The sequence below is a fragment of the Pseudomonas sp. CDFA 610 genome, assembly GCF_021147865.1.
GTDB lineage: Bacteria > Pseudomonadota > Gammaproteobacteria > Pseudomonadales > Pseudomonadaceae > Aquipseudomonas > Aquipseudomonas alliivorans.
This window is the reverse complement of record NZ_JAGTPM010000006.1, coordinates 375,368-393,224: the sequence shown is the minus strand read 5'-3', so window position 1 is coordinate 393,224 and position 17,857 is coordinate 375,368. Positions and strand designations below refer to the sequence as shown.

Genomic DNA, 17,857 nt, shown 5'->3' with positions numbered 1-17,857 from the left:
TTAACCCGGTATCGACTCAAGCCGGCTCCTCCGTTTCAGCGTCGGGCTGAGCCTGCAATGGCAGAAACAGGGTGATGCGCGTACCCAGACCATCTATGCCTTCGCCCACGCTCAAGCGCCCGCCATGCGCGCCGACCATGCCCTGGCAGATCGCAAGCCCCAGACCCGTACCCTGCCCGCCCCGGTCACCGCGTGCAGCGGTGTAGAACATGTCGAAGATCTTTGCGCGCTCCTCTTCGGGAATTCCCGGCCCCTCATCACTGACCGAGAAAAACAGTTCGCTGTCCACCACGCCCGCCACCACGTGCAGACGTCCTTGCGGCGGTGAGAAGCGTGCAGCGTTTTCCAGTACGTTCACCAGCGCCTGCTCGATCAGCGCGGCATGCACGTACAGCAGTGGCAGTGCGTCGGCCACCTCGGTGCTGACCTGCAAGGGCGTCATGACCGCACGCAGCCGGTTGAGCGCGCTGCCGACAATATCAGCGGGCGAGACCCAGTCGCGGGCCAGTTTCAATGCGCCGTGGCCGAGCCGGGTCATGTCCAGCAGGTTCTGGATATAGCGGTCCAGACGCTCGGCTTCATCGCGCGTGCCTTCCAGCAGCTCGCGGCGATCCTCCAGCGCAATGGCCTCGCCCAGCGCCAGCAGGCTGTCGATGCTGCCGCGCATTGAAGTCAGCGGTGTGCGCAGGTCATGGGAAACCGAAGCCAGCAAGGCACTGCGCAATTGTTCGGTTTCGCCGTGCAGGCGCGCGGCTTCCAATTCCTCGGCCAGTTGCGCACGCGCCAGGGCTTGAGCCAAGGGTTGGGTCAGCGCCGCCAGCAGACGGCGATGCTGCGCCGTGAACGACTGTCCTTTACGAGCGGTGACGCCGAGCAGTGCCAACGGCCCCTCTTCGGCGGTAATCGGCCACCACCACCATTGCCCCGAGGGCAAGGTGCCGGTGCCGCTGCCGGCAGGCTGTTCATGCTGCCAGGCCCAGTCGGCAGCAGCGCGCTCGGCCTCGGTGAAGGTCAGCGGGCCGCCGCTCTCGACGGTCCAGCCGCCCTGCTTGTCACGATCCAGCAGGCATAGCTTCAATTCCTTCCAGCCACTGAAGTGCTGTTCGGCGGCATGAAACACCGCCTTGCTGTCGGCCGCGGCGGTCATCTTGCGTGACAGGTCCAGCAACTCGCTGGTCTGTTCCTGCGTATCGCGCAATGCCTGCAACTGCCGACGCTGACGTGCCGCCAGTTTGCCGGTCAGTGCCGACATCAGCAGAAAAAACATCAGGGTCAACACGTCTTCATTGCGCTGAATGCTCAGCGAGAAACTGGGCGGAATGAACAGAAAGTCGTACGCCAGAAACGACAGCCCGGCACAGGCCAGTGCCGGCCCCATGCTGCTGCGCACGGCCACCAGTAGCACGGCTGCGAGAAAGATCAGCGAAATGTTGGGCAACGCCAGCACGCCCGCAACGCCCCACGCCACCAGACTGGCCAACACCGTCGCAAAGAGCGCCAGACCATAATCGAACCACACCACGTCGCGCAGCGGTCGGGCACGTGGCGGCTGGTCGGGTTGCTGCTCGCTGTCGTCGAGCACACAGACTTCCAGACCGTGCCCTTCGCGCAGCAGCCGTGCAGCGACACCGCCGCCGAAAATACGACGGTGCCAGTGTCGATGCGACTGACCGACCAACACCACATTGGCACGACGCTCCACCGCGTGCTGAATCAGGGTTCTGGCGACTTCTCCGGCGCGCAGGGACACCACTTCGCCGCCCAGCCGCTCGGCCAGTTGCTGGGCGCTCTGCAGACGCGCCCGGGACTGTTCATCCAGCGTCTGCCCGTCGTCCACATGCACCGCACTCCACGGCAAATGACGACGCTGGGCGACCCGGCTGGCATGCCGCACCAGACGTTCGGCCTGCACGTCGCCGTCAATCCCCACCAGCAGACGCCCGCGCACCGCCGGAGCAGCCTGACCCAGTTGCCGATAGCCCTGCGCCAGATCGTTGTCGACCTGAGTGGCGGCCGTCTGCATGGCCAGTTCGCGCAGGGCGCTGAGGTTGGTCGGAGTGAAGAAAGCGTCGATGGCGGCACGCGCCTGTTCCGGCACATAGACCTTCCCTTCGCGCAACCGCTCCAGCAACTCGCGGGGCGGCAGGTCGATGAGGATCAGGTCGAAGGCTTCCTGCAATACCCAGTCCGGCAGCGTTTCGCGCACCTGCACACCGGTAATGCCACGCACCTGATCATTCAGGCTTTCCAGATGCTGAACGTTGACGGTGGTGTACACGTCGATGCCCGCAGCCAGCAGTTCCTGAATGTCCTGCCAGCGCTTGGCGTGACGACTGCCAGGCGCGTTGCTGTGCGCCAGTTCGTCGACCAGCACCAGACTCGGCGCGGCCTTGAGCAGCGCGTCGAGGTCCATTTCCTCCAGCGTCATGCCGCGGTACTCGCTGCGCAATAGCGGCTGCTGTGGAAGGCCATTGAGCAGGGCTTCGGTTTCCGCCCGCCCGTGAGTTTCCACCACGCCTGCCATGACGTTCACGCCCTGACGCAGCTGTTTGTGAGCGGCCTGCAGCATGGCGTAGGTCTTGCCCACACCCGGCGCTGCTCCCAGAAAAACCTTCAGCCGCCCTCGGCCGTCGCGGGGCAATTGAGCCAGTAATGCGTCTGCTCGACCGGAATCACTCACGTTGGGTATCACTCTCTTTCGGTAAGGCCAGGGAGCCGTTGAATATCAGGGCGGCCGGAAGAACGCCGCTCTCTTTGACACGGCTGCTTAACAGTAGACACCTGACCGTGGGAGGCGGCGCACCGGCGATAAAGCCGGCGTGGTGAGTCAGACCGTGTCATCGTTCATCGCCAGCAAGCCGCCTCCCACAGCACGCGGCGCGCATTATGTCAGCGAATGTTACAGTTGCGCGTTGCGTTGTGCAGACGTTATCTGATTCAGGCTCATATTCAAGGTCAATACGTTGACCACTGGCGGGCCGATCAATGGGCGGCGGGTGTTGTCTTCAATCAACGCCTGAACCCTGTCCAGAGGCAGTTTCCGGGCGCTGGCCACGCGTGCGGCCTGCCAGCCTGCGGCCTCCGGCGACAGGTGCGGATCAAGCCCGCTGCCGGATGTGGTCAGCAAGGCCAGCGGCACGGGGCCCTGACCGGGCACAGCCAGTTTGGCGGCGTCTTCGGTAACACGGGTCGCCAGTGCCGGGTTGCTCGGTGCAAAGTTGCTGGCACCGCTGGCGACCGTTGCGAAGGCACCGGCCGAAGGACGCGGCTGGAACCACTCATCGCCGGTGAACGCCTGGGCGATCAACTCGGAACCGCGCACCTTGCCGTCCTGGTCATACAGCAGGCTGCCATTGGCCTGCGCCGGGAACGCCACTTGCGCGACACCGGTCACCACCAGCGGATAGGCCACGCCGGTGATCAGACTCATCAATACAATCAGGCTCAGGGCCGGACGCACTACACTCGCCATCTCTACATCCTCAATCAGGTGAAGCTGCACACCGACCGGTGCGCAGCCAAAGCAACCATTCAAACCAGACCCAAGGCCACCAGCAGCATGTCGATCAGCTTGATCCCCACGAACGGCACGAAGATGCCGCCCACGCCGTAGATCAGCAGGTTGCGACGCAGCAGGTGCGCAGCGCTGGCCGCCTGAACCCGAACGCCACGCAGGGCCAGGGGAATCAGCACGACGATGATCAACGCGTTGAAGATGATCGCCGACAGAATCGCGCTCTGCGGGCTGGCCAGTTGCATCACGTTGAGCACGCCCAGTTGCGGGTAGATCGCAGCGAACAGCGCGGGCAGCACGGCGAAGTACTTCGCCACGTCGTTGGCGATGGAGAACGTGGTCAGCGCGCCGCGTGTCACCAGCAATTGCTTGCCGATGTGCACCACGTCCAGCAGCTTGGTGGGGTCGCTGTCCAGATCGACCATGTTGGCCGCTTCACGCGCGGCCTGAGTGCCGTCGTTCATGGCCATGCCGACGTCAGCCTGCGCAAGCGCCGGAGCGTCGTTGGCGCCGTCGCCGCACATGGCGACCAGACGACCTTCACCCTGTTCCTGACGAATCCGCTCCAGTTTCTTCTCGGGTGTGGCTTCAGCCAGCACGTCATCCACGCCCGCCTCTGCCGCAATCGCCGCCGCGGTCAGCGGGTTGTCGCCGGTCACCATCACGGTGCGGATGCCCAGCTTGCGCAGTTCTTCGAAACGCTCGCGGATGCCCGGCTTCACCACGTCTTTAAGGTGAATCGCGCCCAACAGACGACCGTTGGCGCACACCAGCAGTGGCGTACCGCCTGTCTTGGCGATCTTGTCGACTTCACGTGCCAGCGGTGCAGGCAGGTCGCTACGTTGCAGGTTGATGAACGCCAGCAGTGAATCCACCGCGCCCTTGCGATACACATGGCCCTGATAATCCACGCCGGACAACCGCGTGTCAGCGCTGAACGGCACCGCAGTCACCGAACTCAGTGTCGGCTCACTCATGGGATGCAGGTTGCGCAGAAACTCGACGATGGATTTGCCTTCAGCGGTTTCATCGGCCAGCGAAGCGAGCAAGGCGCCCTCACCCAACTCTTTCGGCGTTACGCCGGGTGCTGCGTAAACAGCGGCACACCGACGATTGCCGAAAGTGATGGTGCCGGTCTTGTCGAGTAGCAGCACATGAACGTCACCCGCAGCCTCCACGGCGCGACCGGACTTGGCGATCACGTTCAGGCGCACCAGCCGGTCCATTCCGGCGATACCGATGGCCGACAGCAGGCCGCCAATCGTGGTCGGAATCAGCGTTACCAGCAGCGCGACCAGAAACACCAGCGGCAGGCTGCCACCGGCGAAGTGGGCAAACGGCTGCAGGGTGATGACCACCAGCAAAAAGATCAGGGTCAAACCGATCAGCAGGATGTCCAGCGCCACTTCGTTGGGTGTTTTCTGACGCTTGGCGCCTTCCACCAGCGCGATCATGCGGTCCAGCGTCGACTCGCCGGGATTGGCGCTGATGCGCACCAGCAACCAGTCGGAGACCAGTCGCGTGTTGCCGGTCACGGCCGAGCGGTCGCCGCCGGACTCGCGGATCACGGGCGCGGACTCACCGGTAATCGCAGCTTCGTTGACCGCCGCAATGCCTTCGATGACCTCGCCGTCGCCGGGAATCATCTCACCGGCTTCGACGCGCACCACATCGCCCTTGCGCAACTCGCTGGCATTGATCGTGCGCAGGCTGCCGTTCTCGTCGCGGATCCGCGCCTTGAGCCCTTCACTGCCCGCCTTGAGGCTGTCGGCCCGGGCCTTGCCACGGCCTTCGGCCAGCGCTTCGGCGAAGTTGGCGAACAGCACGGTAAACCACAGCCACAGCGCGATCTGCAACGCGACCGAGGTCGACACCTGCGGATCGGGAATGAAACACAACACGGTGGTCAGGATGGCCGTCAGTTCCACCACCAGCATCACCGGCGAACGCTTGAGCAGACGCGGGTCCAGCTTGACGAAGGCTTGCACCAGTGCCGGACGCCACAGGGCCGACATACCGGTCCTGGCAGAGGTCTGAGCGGCTTGGGATTCAGCCTGTTTGACAGAAGAAATAGGCATATTCATGGTCGGTTCCTCAGAAACCCAGGCTCAAGTGTTCGGCAATCGGACCCAGTGCCAGCGTCGGCAAAAAGGTCAGCCCGCCGACCAGCAGAATGGTCACAGTCAGCAACGTGACAAACAGCAGCCCGTGGGTCGGGAAACTGTCCTGACCCTGCGGCAGGCTTTTCTTCATCGCCAGGCTGCCCGCGAGGGCAAGGACCGGCAGGATGTAGCCGAACCGACCGATAAAGAGCGCCACGCTAAGCATCAGGTTATGGAACGTGGTGTTGGCGCTGAAACCACCGAACGCCGAGCCGTTGTTGGCGGTGGCCGAGGTGTAGGCGTAAAGCAACTGACTGAAGCCGTGCGGGCCGGGGTTGCTGATCGCACCCGCCGGGCCCGGCAGGCTCGCCGCGATGGCGCCCAGCACCAGCACGCCGACCGGCATCACCAGCAGCGTCGCAACCAGCAACCGGACTTCCTGGGCCTGCAGCTTCTTGCCCAGGTATTCCGGCGTACGACCAATCATCAAGCCTGCGAGAAACACGGCGATCAGCACGTTCAGCAGCATGCCGTTGAGGCCGACACCGACGCCGCCGAAGATCACTTCGCCGACCATCATGTTGACCAGCGCCACCATGCCCGTCAGCGGATTGAGGCTGTCATGCATGCCATTGACCGAGCCGTTGGAAGCCGCGGTCGTTGCCACCGACCAGAGCACTGTGCCGGTGGTGCCGAATCGGGTTTCCTTGCCTTCCAGCGGTGCGGTCTGCTCGACGCCCGCCAGATTCAGCATCGGGTTGGGCTGGTACTCCGCCCACAGCGACACCGCACCGCCCATCAGCAACAACGCGAGCATGCAGCCGAGAATTGCGCGGCTCTGGCGCATGTCCTTGACGTAATGACCGAAGGTGAACACCAGCGCCGCCGGGATCAGCAGGATCGAGACCAGTTCGAACAGGTTGCTCCAGGCCGTCGGGTTCTCGAACGGGTGCGCCGAGTTGACACCAAAGAAGCCGCCGCCATTAGTACCCAACTGTTTGATTGCGATCTGACTCGCGGCAGGCCCCATCGGCAAGCTCTGGTCGGTGCCTTGCAACGTGAGCGCGTCGATGTAATGCGCGAAGCTTTGCGGCACGCCCTGCCAGACCAGAAATACAGCCAGCACGATGCTGACCGGCAGCAGGCCGTACAGCGTTGCGCGGGTCATGTCGGCCCAGAAATTGCCCAGGCTGTTGGAGGATCGACGGCTGATGCCTCGGCACAACGCGACCAGCACGGCCAGGCCAGTGGCGGCGCTGACAAAGTTCTGCACGGTCAGGCCGACCATCTGACTCAGGTAGCTGAGCGATGCTTCGCCACTGTAGGCCTGCCAGTTGGTGTTGGTCACAAAACTCATGGTGGTGTTGAACGCCAGCGACCACTCCATACCCGGCAACTGCTGCGGGTTGAGCGGCAGCACGCCCTGTAACAGCAGTATCGCGAACAGCACCACAAAGCCTGCCAGATTGAACGCCAGCAAGGCCCAGGCGTACTGTTTCCAGGACTGTTCCACCTGCGGATCGACGCCGGATATCCGGTAGCAGGCCCGCTCCACAGGCCCCAATACCGGGCTGAGCCAGGTTCGCTCGCCTTCCATCACCCGGTAATAGAAACGCCCGAGCCAGGGTGCAGGCAATAGCAGCAGCACCAGAAAGGCCAGGATCAACAGATAGTCATAACTGTGCATGGCCGCTCCTAGTTCTGGTCGGCGCGCAGCAGCGCCACCAACAGATAGATGAACAGCCCGACTCCCATCAACAGAGAGATACCATCCATAACGCTCATTGCAATTTCCCCATGATCAGGCCACGTCGATTACCGCGATGGCCGCGTAATGGCATTGTCGTGATCCAGGGCGTAAAGGAACGAGGGCGAGGCCGGTTCTGTGGCGTAAAAAAGCCGTAAAGATCACGTGTTCTCTCGATTCGGACTGCGATTTCTGACAGGTTTCAGCCCGCGAGCGAGGCGTTATGGTGGCGATGCACAAAACTGGACAAGGAGAAGTCCGCGATGAAACATCAAAACTACAGTCGGAACGGCGCAGCCGAAGCTGCGAGTCTTTTGCCGCTGAACACGATAGCGACACGGGTAGTTCTGACGCCCAAAGAACAGGAAGTCATGCACTGGATTGCGTTGGGTAAATCCGCGTGGGAAATTTCCCGCATTCAAGGCCGCAGCGAAGCGGTCGTGAACTTTCATGCCTGCAACATTCGCCGCAAGTTCGGGGTCAGCTCGATGCGCGCAGCACTTGTGATGGCGCTGGACCAGGGAGGCGTATTTTCGAGATAGCCGTTGCCTGCAACGGCGGTTTTGCAGCATCGCTTGTCAAGACTGACCAGACCGGGCATGAATGTCAGTATCCATGCCCGGTCTCTGAAAGCGGGTCAACGCTCGGCTCAATCGCTGGCTCCATTTCTCTCCAGCGGCTGCCCAGGCGATTCATCCTCCGTCAGAGCCTGACCCGTCACACTGTCTGGCGAATCATTAGCAGAGGGCGCGCCAAAGGGCTTGGCGCTGATCTCCACCAGACGCCCCAAAGCGTCATACACCAGGGTACGGTCGGCCTCATCAACAGTCAGATTTCCGTCGTCGTCGTACGCCAGTCTGATCTCGGCCTTATAGTCGGCATGGCTGTTTTCAACGCGGCTTAGCTGAACCGGATCAATGCCTTCATAATAATAGCGGGCCCGATTGATACCGCCGTCAAAGGAGGTTACGACCAGGGTCAGATTGTCCAGCGCATCGAAACTGAAAATCTGTCGGGTGATGACTTTGCCATAAGGGTCTGTCGGGCATTGCGGCCCACTGCAATCGTATTGAGTCAGACGGCCGCGCAAATCATACCGATACAGTTCCTCGCGCAGCAGGCCTGCCCCTTCATACAGCCTGCGCTCGGTCATGTCATCGTCATCACCATACACCTGCTCCAGATACTGTTCGACGCCATCCAGGTCAAAGCCACGGCGGATTTCCCGACCCAGATCGTCGTACTCAAGGCTTGTGACAACCTGCTGTCCGTCTGCACTGTCCGTTGTGGTAATGCTGGCAGTGCGCCCTAAATCATCGTAGGCAAACGCCGACGACGTGGTTCCCAGCCCGGTCCACTCCAGTTGCCCGGCGGCGTTATACCTGTAGGCCTGCTCCTGGTTCAGTACATCGGTGTAGCCCAGCAGGCGACCGAGTCGGCTGTGACGGTATTGCATGTTGTATTCGAGGCCGTTGGACACGCGCTTTTCGCTTTTCAGCTCACCCGTGCTGTAGTACTCGCGATCCAGTTGCTCGCCCTCTTCCAGTGAGTGCTGCAGACGCGCGTTTTGCGGGTCGTACCGATAACTGGCAGTGATCCCGGGCAGCGTGCGCTGCGACGGCTCACTGCACAACTGCAGACGGTACTGATAGCCGATGACCTGCTGACTGGGCGTCGTGACAGACTTGGGTTGCAACTGGCCCGGGTCGTAACTCATGGTCCGCTCACGTCCGCCGGTGATGGTCTTGATCTTGCGATCCAGGCCGTCGAACACCTGCTCGCCGAGGATCGAGAGTTTAGCGTTGTGTTCAACACTGATTTGCGTCGGCAGGTCTTGCGCGCTGTGGCTGGCAAAGCTGCGGCGCACGATAGCTCCGTCCGGCAGGGTGGTTTCAATGGCCCGGTCGAAAGCGTCATAGGTGAACACCGTGCGCCGTTCCCGCTCCGCAAAGCCGACAATCTCTTCAGCGTTGCGGCCCAGCCCGTCGTAATGGAACCGGCTCTGGCTGAGGACCGTCCCTGCCTGATCACGTCGCACTTGGCGGGTCGGCTTTTCGAACAGGTTCAGCCAGGTTTCAGTCTCCCCGCTCTTGACGCCATTGCCTTCGGTCCAACTGCGCTGGATCGGGCCTTTGGACTCAGCCGTGCCGATGGGATCGGTTACCTCAAGGTTGCGCACACCGTCAGGGCCCACGAAGCAACGCTGCTCTCCCCAATCGTCGTATTCATAAGTGCGGGTCAGCGCGCACACATCTTCTGCCAACCAGTCGTACTCGGTTTCCTCAACCAGTTGACCCCAGGGGTCGTAAAGGGCCTTGTAGGTCTGACGCGGCAGCGCGGCCTGCTTGGGAATGGGATTATCCGCATCGTCGCGCTCCTCATAAACCACGCGCTGCAGGCCGTCCATACGGCTGACAGTCTTTACGTCCTTGACGTCGAACATGACCTGCTCGGCGTGCTCGGCGAGGTCGGCGCACAGCCGGTACTCATAGCGGCGGGCCGCCTCGAACTCGGTGCCTGGCGCCACGGTTTCACTCAAGACACGCCGCAGCCGATCATAGGTGTAACGGATCTCGATGTCGTTGTCGTCCCGGTTGAGCAGCGGTTCGCCATTGAGCAGCGAGTGCTCCAGGGTGATCACTTTGTTCGCCCCATCGAAACCAGTGATGGTCTGCACCGTACGTTGCACACTCTCACCGAAAATCGGGCTGACCTCTGTGCTGTAGACGTAGTCTGTCGTTGTGCTCAGGCCGCCCATGACCAGCGTTTCCTGACGGACGCGGCCGTGCTGAAAGGCATCGTCGGGTGTGTTTATATGCGTATATATCGTGGTTTGCAGCTCCTGACGGGTGTTTTGCGCCTGCTTGTCCAGAATTGCACTGAGCTCGCTGGCAATACGCTGCACGTCTTGCCAGAAACCATGCGCGATCTTCAGCAGCACGCGCAGCAAATCGCTCAGCGTATCGCGCAGCCTCTGTTCGCTGTCAGGCAGCTGTTTTATCAGCGCGCCGACAAGTTCGGCAGCCACCCGCTGCAGCGCGTTCAGATTGCCTGGCTCAGGCCTCAGCAAAAGACCGATGAACGCGCGCACGGCAGACTCGATCGCAGGCACGTTACCGGAGGGAATCTGCGTCAGCGTTTCGCTCTGCAACACCAGCCAGTCGCTGGACTGACTGCCTGCGATGGCCGGCAGCGTTGTGTAGCGATAGCGCGTGCTGAGCGTGGGTGCCTGGCCGTAAGCGGAAGTTGCAGGGGTGACCGTGTGCAGCTTGAGGCTGCGGACAAACCCTTCAGGATCGGGTGGGCAACCGTCCTCGCCGCTGACGGAATACCATTCACGGGTTTCCGTTACGCCGTTGGCCAGGGTCTGCGCAATCAGATTTCCATGGGTGTCATAGGTACTCTTGACCGACTCGCTGCGCTGCGCTCTCACGCCCTCTGTATCTTCCACGCCCAGCCAGGTGGTGATGACCTCGCTGGGCAACTGGCACTGGTTGGGCTGCCTGGCAAAGGGTACGCCTGGCTCGACGGGATAAACGGTTTCCACTCGTTTGACTGCACCGTTCTGAGTCGTCGTTTCGCTGGTGAGCAGATGGAACTGATTGAAAACACGCTGAATGGTGCGCACAGCAGAGCCAAAAACGTGCAGCGTCTCTGTGCTGACGTAGTCATAACCGTCAGCACCCAGGTACCGATAAAGATTGTCGAGACCGTTGTCTTCCCAGGCGATGTCGAGACCTGCCCCAAGAAAATTACGATTTCGGCCCTGACCGTCGCTGTACGTGTAGTGAATATCCACCTGGGGCTGACCCGCCCCCGGATCCATCAAGTGGCGAGTTGCCCTGGGCAGCGCGCTACGCCCGGCATTGGCCGGAAAGGCATGACCACTGTCCTGATAGAAGACGTCTTCGTGCCCGCCCACCGGCGTGTCTACACTGATGATGCACAAGAGATCACGAATCTGGCTATACCCGAAACGCCAGGAAGCCGCGTTGTCGGTAGGCAGCTCAATGCGGCTGACATGGCGGTCCGCCCCCTCCAGCCTCATGACGAACTCGGCGTCTGCACCTTGCGCCGCGTGTAGACGAAAGAGGATCGAGGTGTCATCGCGCTCGATATCGAGCAGAATTTGCCCTGAATCATCGGTGACCTTACTGAGTCGCTGGTACGCCCCGAATGCGGTGTAATCCAGCGTGAGACCATGACCTTCGAGCGCGACAATGCGTCTGGGCAAGGCGACCCTGTTGCCGGTACTGCCCATCATTTCCAGCATTTCGACGAGGCCCGATTTGTGAACCACCCGGAAATGGTCACTGTCCTGTCTGTACAGATGGAAGCTGTCGATTTTTTTCTCCGACATCAACAGCTCGTCGCCCGAGATGCCATCGGCCTTGAGGGTTTCGCCACTGCTCAGAGCAACGACCTGGTTACCGGCCGTGTACTGTGACAACTGCAGATTCCAGCCCAGGCCAAAGCCACTGTCCTGAATGTTAAGCGGGTTGTAATTCAGGGCCAGCGGCAGCCCGGGTCCGCGCAGACCGTTGGTTTTGACATCGGGCAACGTGATGGAAATCGTGTACTGCCCGGTCCGCGGGTCCACACCGCCCGTCAGGAAGCTCATGAAGTTGAAGGCATTGGAATGCACGGAAGTTGAGGTGGTCATCGTTAAAGTCCTTTTTAACGGTCAGGTGATTAGCGTCGCTCAGTTCACACGAGAACGTTGATCACTGCCCGTCATTCCCGCGCCAGTCGGCGGCAACTCAGACGGTATGACTCTTACGCAGGACAACTTCCCTTCCTTATCGGGGCCGTCTGCTCTAATACTCTCGACCCGCACCCCACGGCTGTAAATCGATCCTTCTGCCGCCGTCTCAAGATCGTCAATGTCCAGCCATGGTGTGGTCAGCGGGTCAATATAGGTTTTTATTTTAAAGACCCACCCTCCCTCCTCATCACAATCTCTGCTTTCAAACACGACGACCATGGCTGAACGAACATTGTCCAGTTTGAAATACCGCATTTCGTCATTTTCGCAACCATGATCTTCCCTGTTCAGAAAGACATTCTCGTTTTTAACCTCAAACGAACAACTGCTCCCTCCGCCGTCGCTCTTCTCAGCCAAATATATAGTGCGGATGGCATCGTTCATGGGGGTATTTACCCCTTGGGGAGCACAGCCTGCAAGACCGGCAAGGGCCAGGCAGACGAGGTTTTTTGTTAACGCATTCATATTGAGACTCCTGTCATTAAATTCCTGGTGTATGCCGAGAGCCACGCGCACTATAGCCGCGTGATCATCAGCCGGTTCCGCCGCCCGACAATGGACTGTCCGAGAAAGCTGATTTTCAATCTATGAGGATTGCCCATGGTGTCGATCAACAACACATTGACAAAATCGGGAAGTTTTTCACGGGCCGGGTCGAGGGGCACTTTATACGGCACCCTGTCGGAACGATGCAGGCTTATGACCAGTTTACCCGTCGACAGCACTTTAGCTGGTTGAACATCAATATCCAGCGACTCCACCCCTTCCAGCACGGCATTGAGGTTCTCATCGAAGTCGATTTTTTCCTGAGTCACGGGTATATCTTCATTGCTAGGGACGTACGGCTCGAATATAAAGCCGGTCCAACTGAACATCGTTTCAGCCAGTTGTTCACTTTCCCAGAGAATCATTGACGTATTCACGGTCTCTCCTACCGTGGGCAAAAACTTAGCACTGAACATATTGATCTCTTTGAATTCCCCGGGGTAGCTCGCAGTAAACCCCCAATAATCGATCGTGCGAAACGTATATCCGAACGGTCTATCATCGCCACTCTCAGGTGGTAGGGGCGTCGGCTCTCCGGTATCGCTTGACCCTCCTGCAATGCGCTGGATGCTTAATACGTAGTCCTTATTACCCATAATAGGCAGGGGGCGCGGTTTGATAAGGATCTTGCTGTTCCGGTCTTCAAGTTCAAGCGAGGTTTTCACCAAATCGTTGTCTTTTTTGAACAGGGCGTGAAACGTAGTAAATGACCCCGCTTCCTCCCGGGTGAGCAGGTAGAAAGTCTGCGTCGTGGGGAGGGCTAGCGTCTCAGTCTCTGGGAGAGTCGTTGACGCTAGCGCCAGCTCGAACCGATTTTTCTTACCGGTCGTGTACCAGACCTGATCATCTTTGTAGGGAATGCCCTCAAGCTCGGGGCTCAGGAACGCGATCTCCTGCTGGCTGTCGGTGTACACCAGTCGCATGCTCGCCAGTTCTTGCTCGCTCAATGAATACTCCACACCATCGACCGGCATGGTCTGGGTCTTGATCTGAAACCTGAGCTGTTGATACCCGTTTGTATACACCTCACCCTGGCGCTGGTCGTCGGGGCCGCCCGGCACGGTGATGGTAAAGAGCGACAGCTCCGACCATGTCGGCTCGGGAGCACTGTCGGACACTTCAATAACGCTATAGCCAGACGCGAGAACGATGCCGTTATTGACGATCTCGCAACTCACAACGCTGCTGGAGCCAACCCATTCTTGCGCGGGAGGGGTAAACAACCCTTGAGCATCCACGCTGCCAGGGCCGCTGACGACCGTCCAGCGCCTGGTAAGTCCAGACAGCAGCGAACCATCCTCACGCAGTTGTACCGGCACGTTTTCACCCACCCAGGACACGTAGTCAGGCTCGATACGCAACAATTGCTGGCCGTTGGCTACCAACACGGTAACCCGCGCTTTCTCGCTGCCCCGGGCCTCTATCTGTTGTGCGGCAAGCACTCTTTTGCCTGACCGTGCATCAGGCGCAAAAACCGTTTCCCGCCCGCTGCCCTTCAGCTCGCCATAGAGCTCTCCCCGCAGGGTCCAGCTCACTGGACTGCTGTCCAGCGTGGCAGCGCTCAGTAACACAGACTGTAAAGCAGTGCCGCCAGCGACCACCCTCATCTGCGGTGCCACCTCCATGCTCTCGGACACAACACTCAGCAGTGCCGAAACAGCCAGCGTTTCGCCTGCTTGTTCATACGTCGCGGTCACGACCACACGCAAGGCATCGTGCCCCATGAGTGCCGGGCTTACTGCAGTGTAAAGGCCATTGGCATCGATGCTGCCATACCCGGCGACCACATGACTTTGCAGGCTCACTGCCTGCCAGCTCAGTACAGGAATCGCCTGACCCGACGTGTCTTGCAGGGCAAAACGTTGAGTCTGCCCCGCCTTGATCGTCGAGAATAAGGGACTGATGGTCGGCTGCTCTGAGCGAAGTGTGCCGAAGATGGCAAGATCACCCATTCTGTGCTCTTCGCCCGCACGAAATACGTGGACACCGGCCTTACGAAAGCTGTCGGGCAGCACCAGATGATCCTGTGTGTCCTTTGGAAACGCCCCTTGGGAAAGCACCAGCGTCGCACCGGACTTTTCCCGACTGTTCGGGTCCAGGTCATCGGGAATCAGGTAGGGGAAATCTTCAGGGGGCGGGAACCGTCCTTCGGCAGGGTCGCCACGTAGCCTGATGAACAACAGCAGCGCACCGTCGCCATAATTGCCGGCACCTTCAACCTGCGCACCGGGCGCACTTTGGGTGCTGACCCGCAAGCTCACAGGTGACCGAGCGCGGTAGCCGCTCAGGTCCACCCCTGTCAGCACAAAGACACTCCGATGCGCGGGAACGGACTTGAATTGCGCCGCAAAAAAACCGGCGAGACGCTCGTTTACCGCCTCATCACTCCCACCCAGGTTGCATTTGAAGCCTGACGCGCCAGCCAGGTTGATCGTGACGTAACAGTCGCTTTCGTGCAGCGATGCAGTCATCTGCAGGACAAACCCCATCGACTCGGTGATTTTGAAGCTGCCCGACAAGGCCGCCACCGCACCACGAGGCCTGTGCATGGCGCTATAACGCCCGGCTACGATGTTCATCTTCACCGTCACCAGAGGAGAACCGGAGCCGGAAAAATCCAGGCGAGGTACACCCAGCACGACCTGCGCCAACCGCACGCTGTCGACGTTACGATCATCCAGAGGCACGTCACCGGTAAAGAACGGCAGGAATTCCCGGTTCTGGTGGCGCTCGATATATTGCTGTTCAACCTGACGATTGACGTCGGCCCGGCTGATTGCAGCGACAGCACCCCAGCCTTCGGTGACAGAGCTTGTGCCCATTTGTGCCACCAGGTGGGCTCTGGAATAAGGCCTGACAGTCGTTTTCAGCGCCTGGAGCAGGTCGGAGGCGTTCGCCAGAGGCAGCGGAAGAATGACATGACCTTCGAACCACATGTCGAAGATATCGTCGTACAGTCGCGCAAAGATCACCACCAGACGGTCATGGGTATCCGGGCTGCTGGTGTAGATGCCGTTGGCGTCGATCTCACCCGGCATTGCGTCCGGTACGCTCCACTCGACCTGCGGGATGACATTGCCATTAGCCATGGCCTGCAGACGGACTTGCCCTGGAGGCAGGTCATCGTCGACGACACCGACCGTCAGCACGGACGCTTGCTGAAGGACCAGCACCCAGATGAATCCGGTACTCTGGCCATCGCTGACCGTGATCCTGTCGAGCACGTACGTCTGATTCGGGATATTGGGTCCTGCGACATAGATCATGCCGTCTTCCGAGTCGGGATCAGGCTTCAGGCTTCCGCCTCCTGGCACGCCGTCGGTCTTCCACTCCAGAACACTGCCGGTCACACTGCCTGCGGAAAGCTTGACTTGACCACCGTGATTGCACACCTCGATCAACGGGTTGACGCTGATCCGAGTGGCTTGCACCGTGATCAACGCCGTGCTGCTCTGCCCACTCGACGGGTCACGGGCGGTGATCAGCACACGCTGATAATCCTGGGCCATTGCCTGTGAATCGGGGGCCTTGTAAACACCCTGTGCGTTCACAGTCCCGGGGCTGCTGTCACCACTGCCGGGCGGGCTGGCAACGCTCCACACCAGGTCGGTGCGAGCGGGCTCGGTGGTCATCTGGGCACTGGCTCCGGCCAGGATCAACGACTGCTGTTCCACGATGACGAATGCCTGCGCAACAGGACCGACCTGACCGAATAAGGCCAGGTCATGGGGCAATGCTCTTGACTGGAGCTTCAGGTTTTGCTGGCTGCCCAGGTTGAGATGCGTCAGAAAACGTTCATACCCCTTCGACTCGAGTGTGCCACTCAACCCCTCAAGCAAGGCGCGCTTGAGGGTGTAGGCCACAAAACCATTCACGTCTTGTGCGACCGCAGCCGGAACACTGGCCAGCTGGCCTGCGGCAGGAATGACCTCATCGTCCTGCAGATAGGGCGCGTAAAGATGCCCTTCCAGATCCTGCCCGTCAGGCCCTGCGGAGACCAGATGAAATTCATGGTTGAGAGTGACATCGAAGGTGGCCGTCTCTGCCTGCCACTCGGTGCTGCCCAGCGCGCGATAACGAAAAGCCAGCGTGCACGGAAAATGCCAGTGTTGCGTGGCCTGAAGATAATCGAAATCGATGGTCAGGGGTTGCTTTGCGCTGACAGCCGGGACACTGAAGCTGTCGGCTTCAAATTCCAGATCGGCCGTCTGATAAGCGCTGGCGGCGACATCGAAAGTACCCGCCTGAGCAACCATCTGTGTCAGCGGCTGATCGGACGGGACAATGAATTCAAACTGAGACGTTTTGAGCATTTCCATGACCGCATGACCAAACGCAGCACGATGCAGTGCATGGGCCGAGATCACAGTGGTCGCCGAATACTGCGCGTCGGCATCATTAGGAATCAGGTAGCGGAAATCTGCACTGTCGTCCGGAAAACCACCTGTCGCGCCGTGCTCCAGCGTCGTGAATAACAGCAAGGCACCTTTTTTTGAAGCCCGCCTGACCGGACCGTTCTCGACCTCGGGGCTTTCTGCCTCAGGTCCCTCGACCTGAGCGCGCACATCAATTCTGCGCACTGTAAGCAGGGGGTTGCTGTCATCGGAGAACACACCCAACCGGATTGTCGGAGCTGCACCGCCCTCCCCCTGCAACGCACGCTGAAACAGTTCGCCTGCCTGTCGTTGCTCGGTCAACGTACCGGGGAACTCCAGCATGAAGTTTTCCCCCTGAGCAGGGTCTACCAGTAATTCCCTCCCCATGCTGCCCAGTTCCAGATCCAGCTTGAGTCGAAGCGCATCGGAAGGACCATGGGCGGCCATTCTGAGGACACGATTCTGATTTTGAACCCTCTCCATAACCGTATGGGTGCCTCCCATAACGCCCATTGCCCACGCCAGCGGCGGGCTCTCAAGCGAGCTGTGCTCAAACGTCAACCCGGGCGCGCCAAGCACGAAACCCGAAAAAAAATGGGAAACGTTGGTGTCGGGAATGGTGAAGCTGGCGTCGGGTACTGGCTGCGCCTGCCCCTGGCTGATGCCCAGCGCATGCGCTTGCTCCATCAGCGTGTTGATTGTGTCGCCGTCCAGCGCCACCAATGCGTCCCAGCCTCTCAACCGGGTCGTATTCTTCATCCATGACAGTAGACTTTCTGCCGAGTAACCAGCCATGACATCACCTCC

General features: G+C 60.1%; 9 protein-coding genes. 1 reads left to right on the top strand and 8 read right to left on the bottom strand.

Annotated elements, in window-relative coordinates; translation table 11 throughout:
- Window positions 1–16 precede the first annotated feature (16 nt).
- The 5 genes from KDX39_RS13785 to kdpF form a co-directional block, all read right to left on the bottom strand.
- On the bottom strand, window positions 17–2,680 hold the full coding sequence (locus KDX39_RS13785) for a sensor histidine kinase (protein WP_231660732.1): 2,664 nt from the start codon (window positions 2,678–2,680) through the stop codon (window positions 17–19).
- Between the two features lie 219 nt (window positions 2,681–2,899).
- Entirely contained in the window at window positions 2,900–3,472 is a 573-nt protein-coding gene (kdpC, locus tag KDX39_RS13780; protein WP_231660731.1) for a potassium-transporting ATPase subunit KdpC, read from the bottom strand.
- Between the two features lie 59 nt (window positions 3,473–3,531).
- Window positions 3,532–5,598 (bottom strand): potassium-transporting ATPase subunit KdpB, encoded by a 2,067-nt coding sequence (gene kdpB, locus KDX39_RS13775; protein ID WP_231660730.1) that lies wholly within the window; start codon window positions 5,596–5,598, stop codon window positions 3,532–3,534.
- 10 nt (window positions 5,599–5,608) lie between these two features.
- Complete coding sequence (gene kdpA / locus KDX39_RS13770) at window positions 5,609–7,303, bottom strand: potassium-transporting ATPase subunit KdpA (protein ID WP_210042492.1); 1,695 nt, start codon at window positions 7,301–7,303, stop codon at window positions 5,609–5,611.
- An 8-nt stretch (window positions 7,304–7,311) separates the two neighbouring features.
- Complete coding sequence (gene kdpF, locus KDX39_RS13765) at window positions 7,312–7,401, bottom strand: K(+)-transporting ATPase subunit F (RefSeq protein ID WP_004882540.1); 90 nt, start codon at window positions 7,399–7,401, stop codon at window positions 7,312–7,314.
- 225 nt (window positions 7,402–7,626) lie between these two features.
- On the opposite strand from kdpF, the gene KDX39_RS13760 reads away from it, so the two are divergent.
- Window positions 7,627–7,905, top strand: a complete 279-nt coding sequence (locus KDX39_RS13760; protein WP_231660729.1) for a helix-turn-helix domain-containing protein — start codon at window positions 7,627–7,629, stop codon at window positions 7,903–7,905.
- A gap of 107 nt (window positions 7,906–8,012) precedes the next feature.
- On the opposite strand, the gene KDX39_RS13755 is transcribed toward KDX39_RS13760, so the two are convergent.
- From KDX39_RS13755 to KDX39_RS13745, 3 genes are read right to left on the bottom strand one after another with little or no spacing between them, the layout of a single operon-like run.
- Complete coding sequence (locus tag KDX39_RS13755) at window positions 8,013–12,026, bottom strand: sugar-binding protein (protein ID WP_231660728.1); 4,014 nt, start codon at window positions 12,024–12,026, stop codon at window positions 8,013–8,015.
- Between the two features lie 39 nt (window positions 12,027–12,065).
- Window positions 12,066–12,593, bottom strand: a complete 528-nt coding sequence (locus KDX39_RS13750; RefSeq protein WP_231660727.1) for a hypothetical protein — start codon at window positions 12,591–12,593, stop codon at window positions 12,066–12,068.
- Window positions 12,594–12,643: 50 nt separating this feature from the next.
- The gene (locus tag KDX39_RS13745; protein WP_231660726.1) at window positions 12,644–17,845 is read right to left on the bottom strand and encodes an imidazole glycerol phosphate synthase; all 5,202 of its coding nucleotides are present in this window, start codon (window positions 17,843–17,845) and stop codon (window positions 12,644–12,646) included.
- Window positions 17,846–17,857: the final 12 nt, after the last annotated feature.

Coding starts and splice junctions, on each gene's coding strand:
- KDX39_RS13745 (WP_231660726.1), bottom strand. CDS start 17,845: ATGGCTGGTTACTCGGCAGAAAGTCTACTGTCATGGATGAAGAATACG.
- kdpA (WP_210042492.1), bottom strand. CDS start 7,303: ATGCACAGTTATGACTATCTGTTGATCCTGGCCTTTCTGGTGCTGCTG.
- KDX39_RS13755 (WP_231660728.1), bottom strand. CDS start 12,026: ATGACCACCTCAACTTCCGTGCATTCCAATGCCTTCAACTTCATGAGC.
- kdpF (WP_004882540.1), bottom strand. CDS start 7,401: ATGAGCGTTATGGATGGTATCTCTCTGTTGATGGGAGTCGGGCTGTTC.
- KDX39_RS13750 (WP_231660727.1), bottom strand. CDS start 12,593: ATGAATGCGTTAACAAAAAACCTCGTCTGCCTGGCCCTTGCCGGTCTT.
- KDX39_RS13760 (WP_231660729.1), top strand. CDS start 7,627: ATGAAACATCAAAACTACAGTCGGAACGGCGCAGCCGAAGCTGCGAGT.
- kdpC (WP_231660731.1), bottom strand. CDS start 3,472: ATGGCGAGTGTAGTGCGTCCGGCCCTGAGCCTGATTGTATTGATGAGT.
- kdpB (WP_231660730.1), bottom strand. CDS start 5,598: ATGAATATGCCTATTTCTTCTGTCAAACAGGCTGAATCCCAAGCCGCT.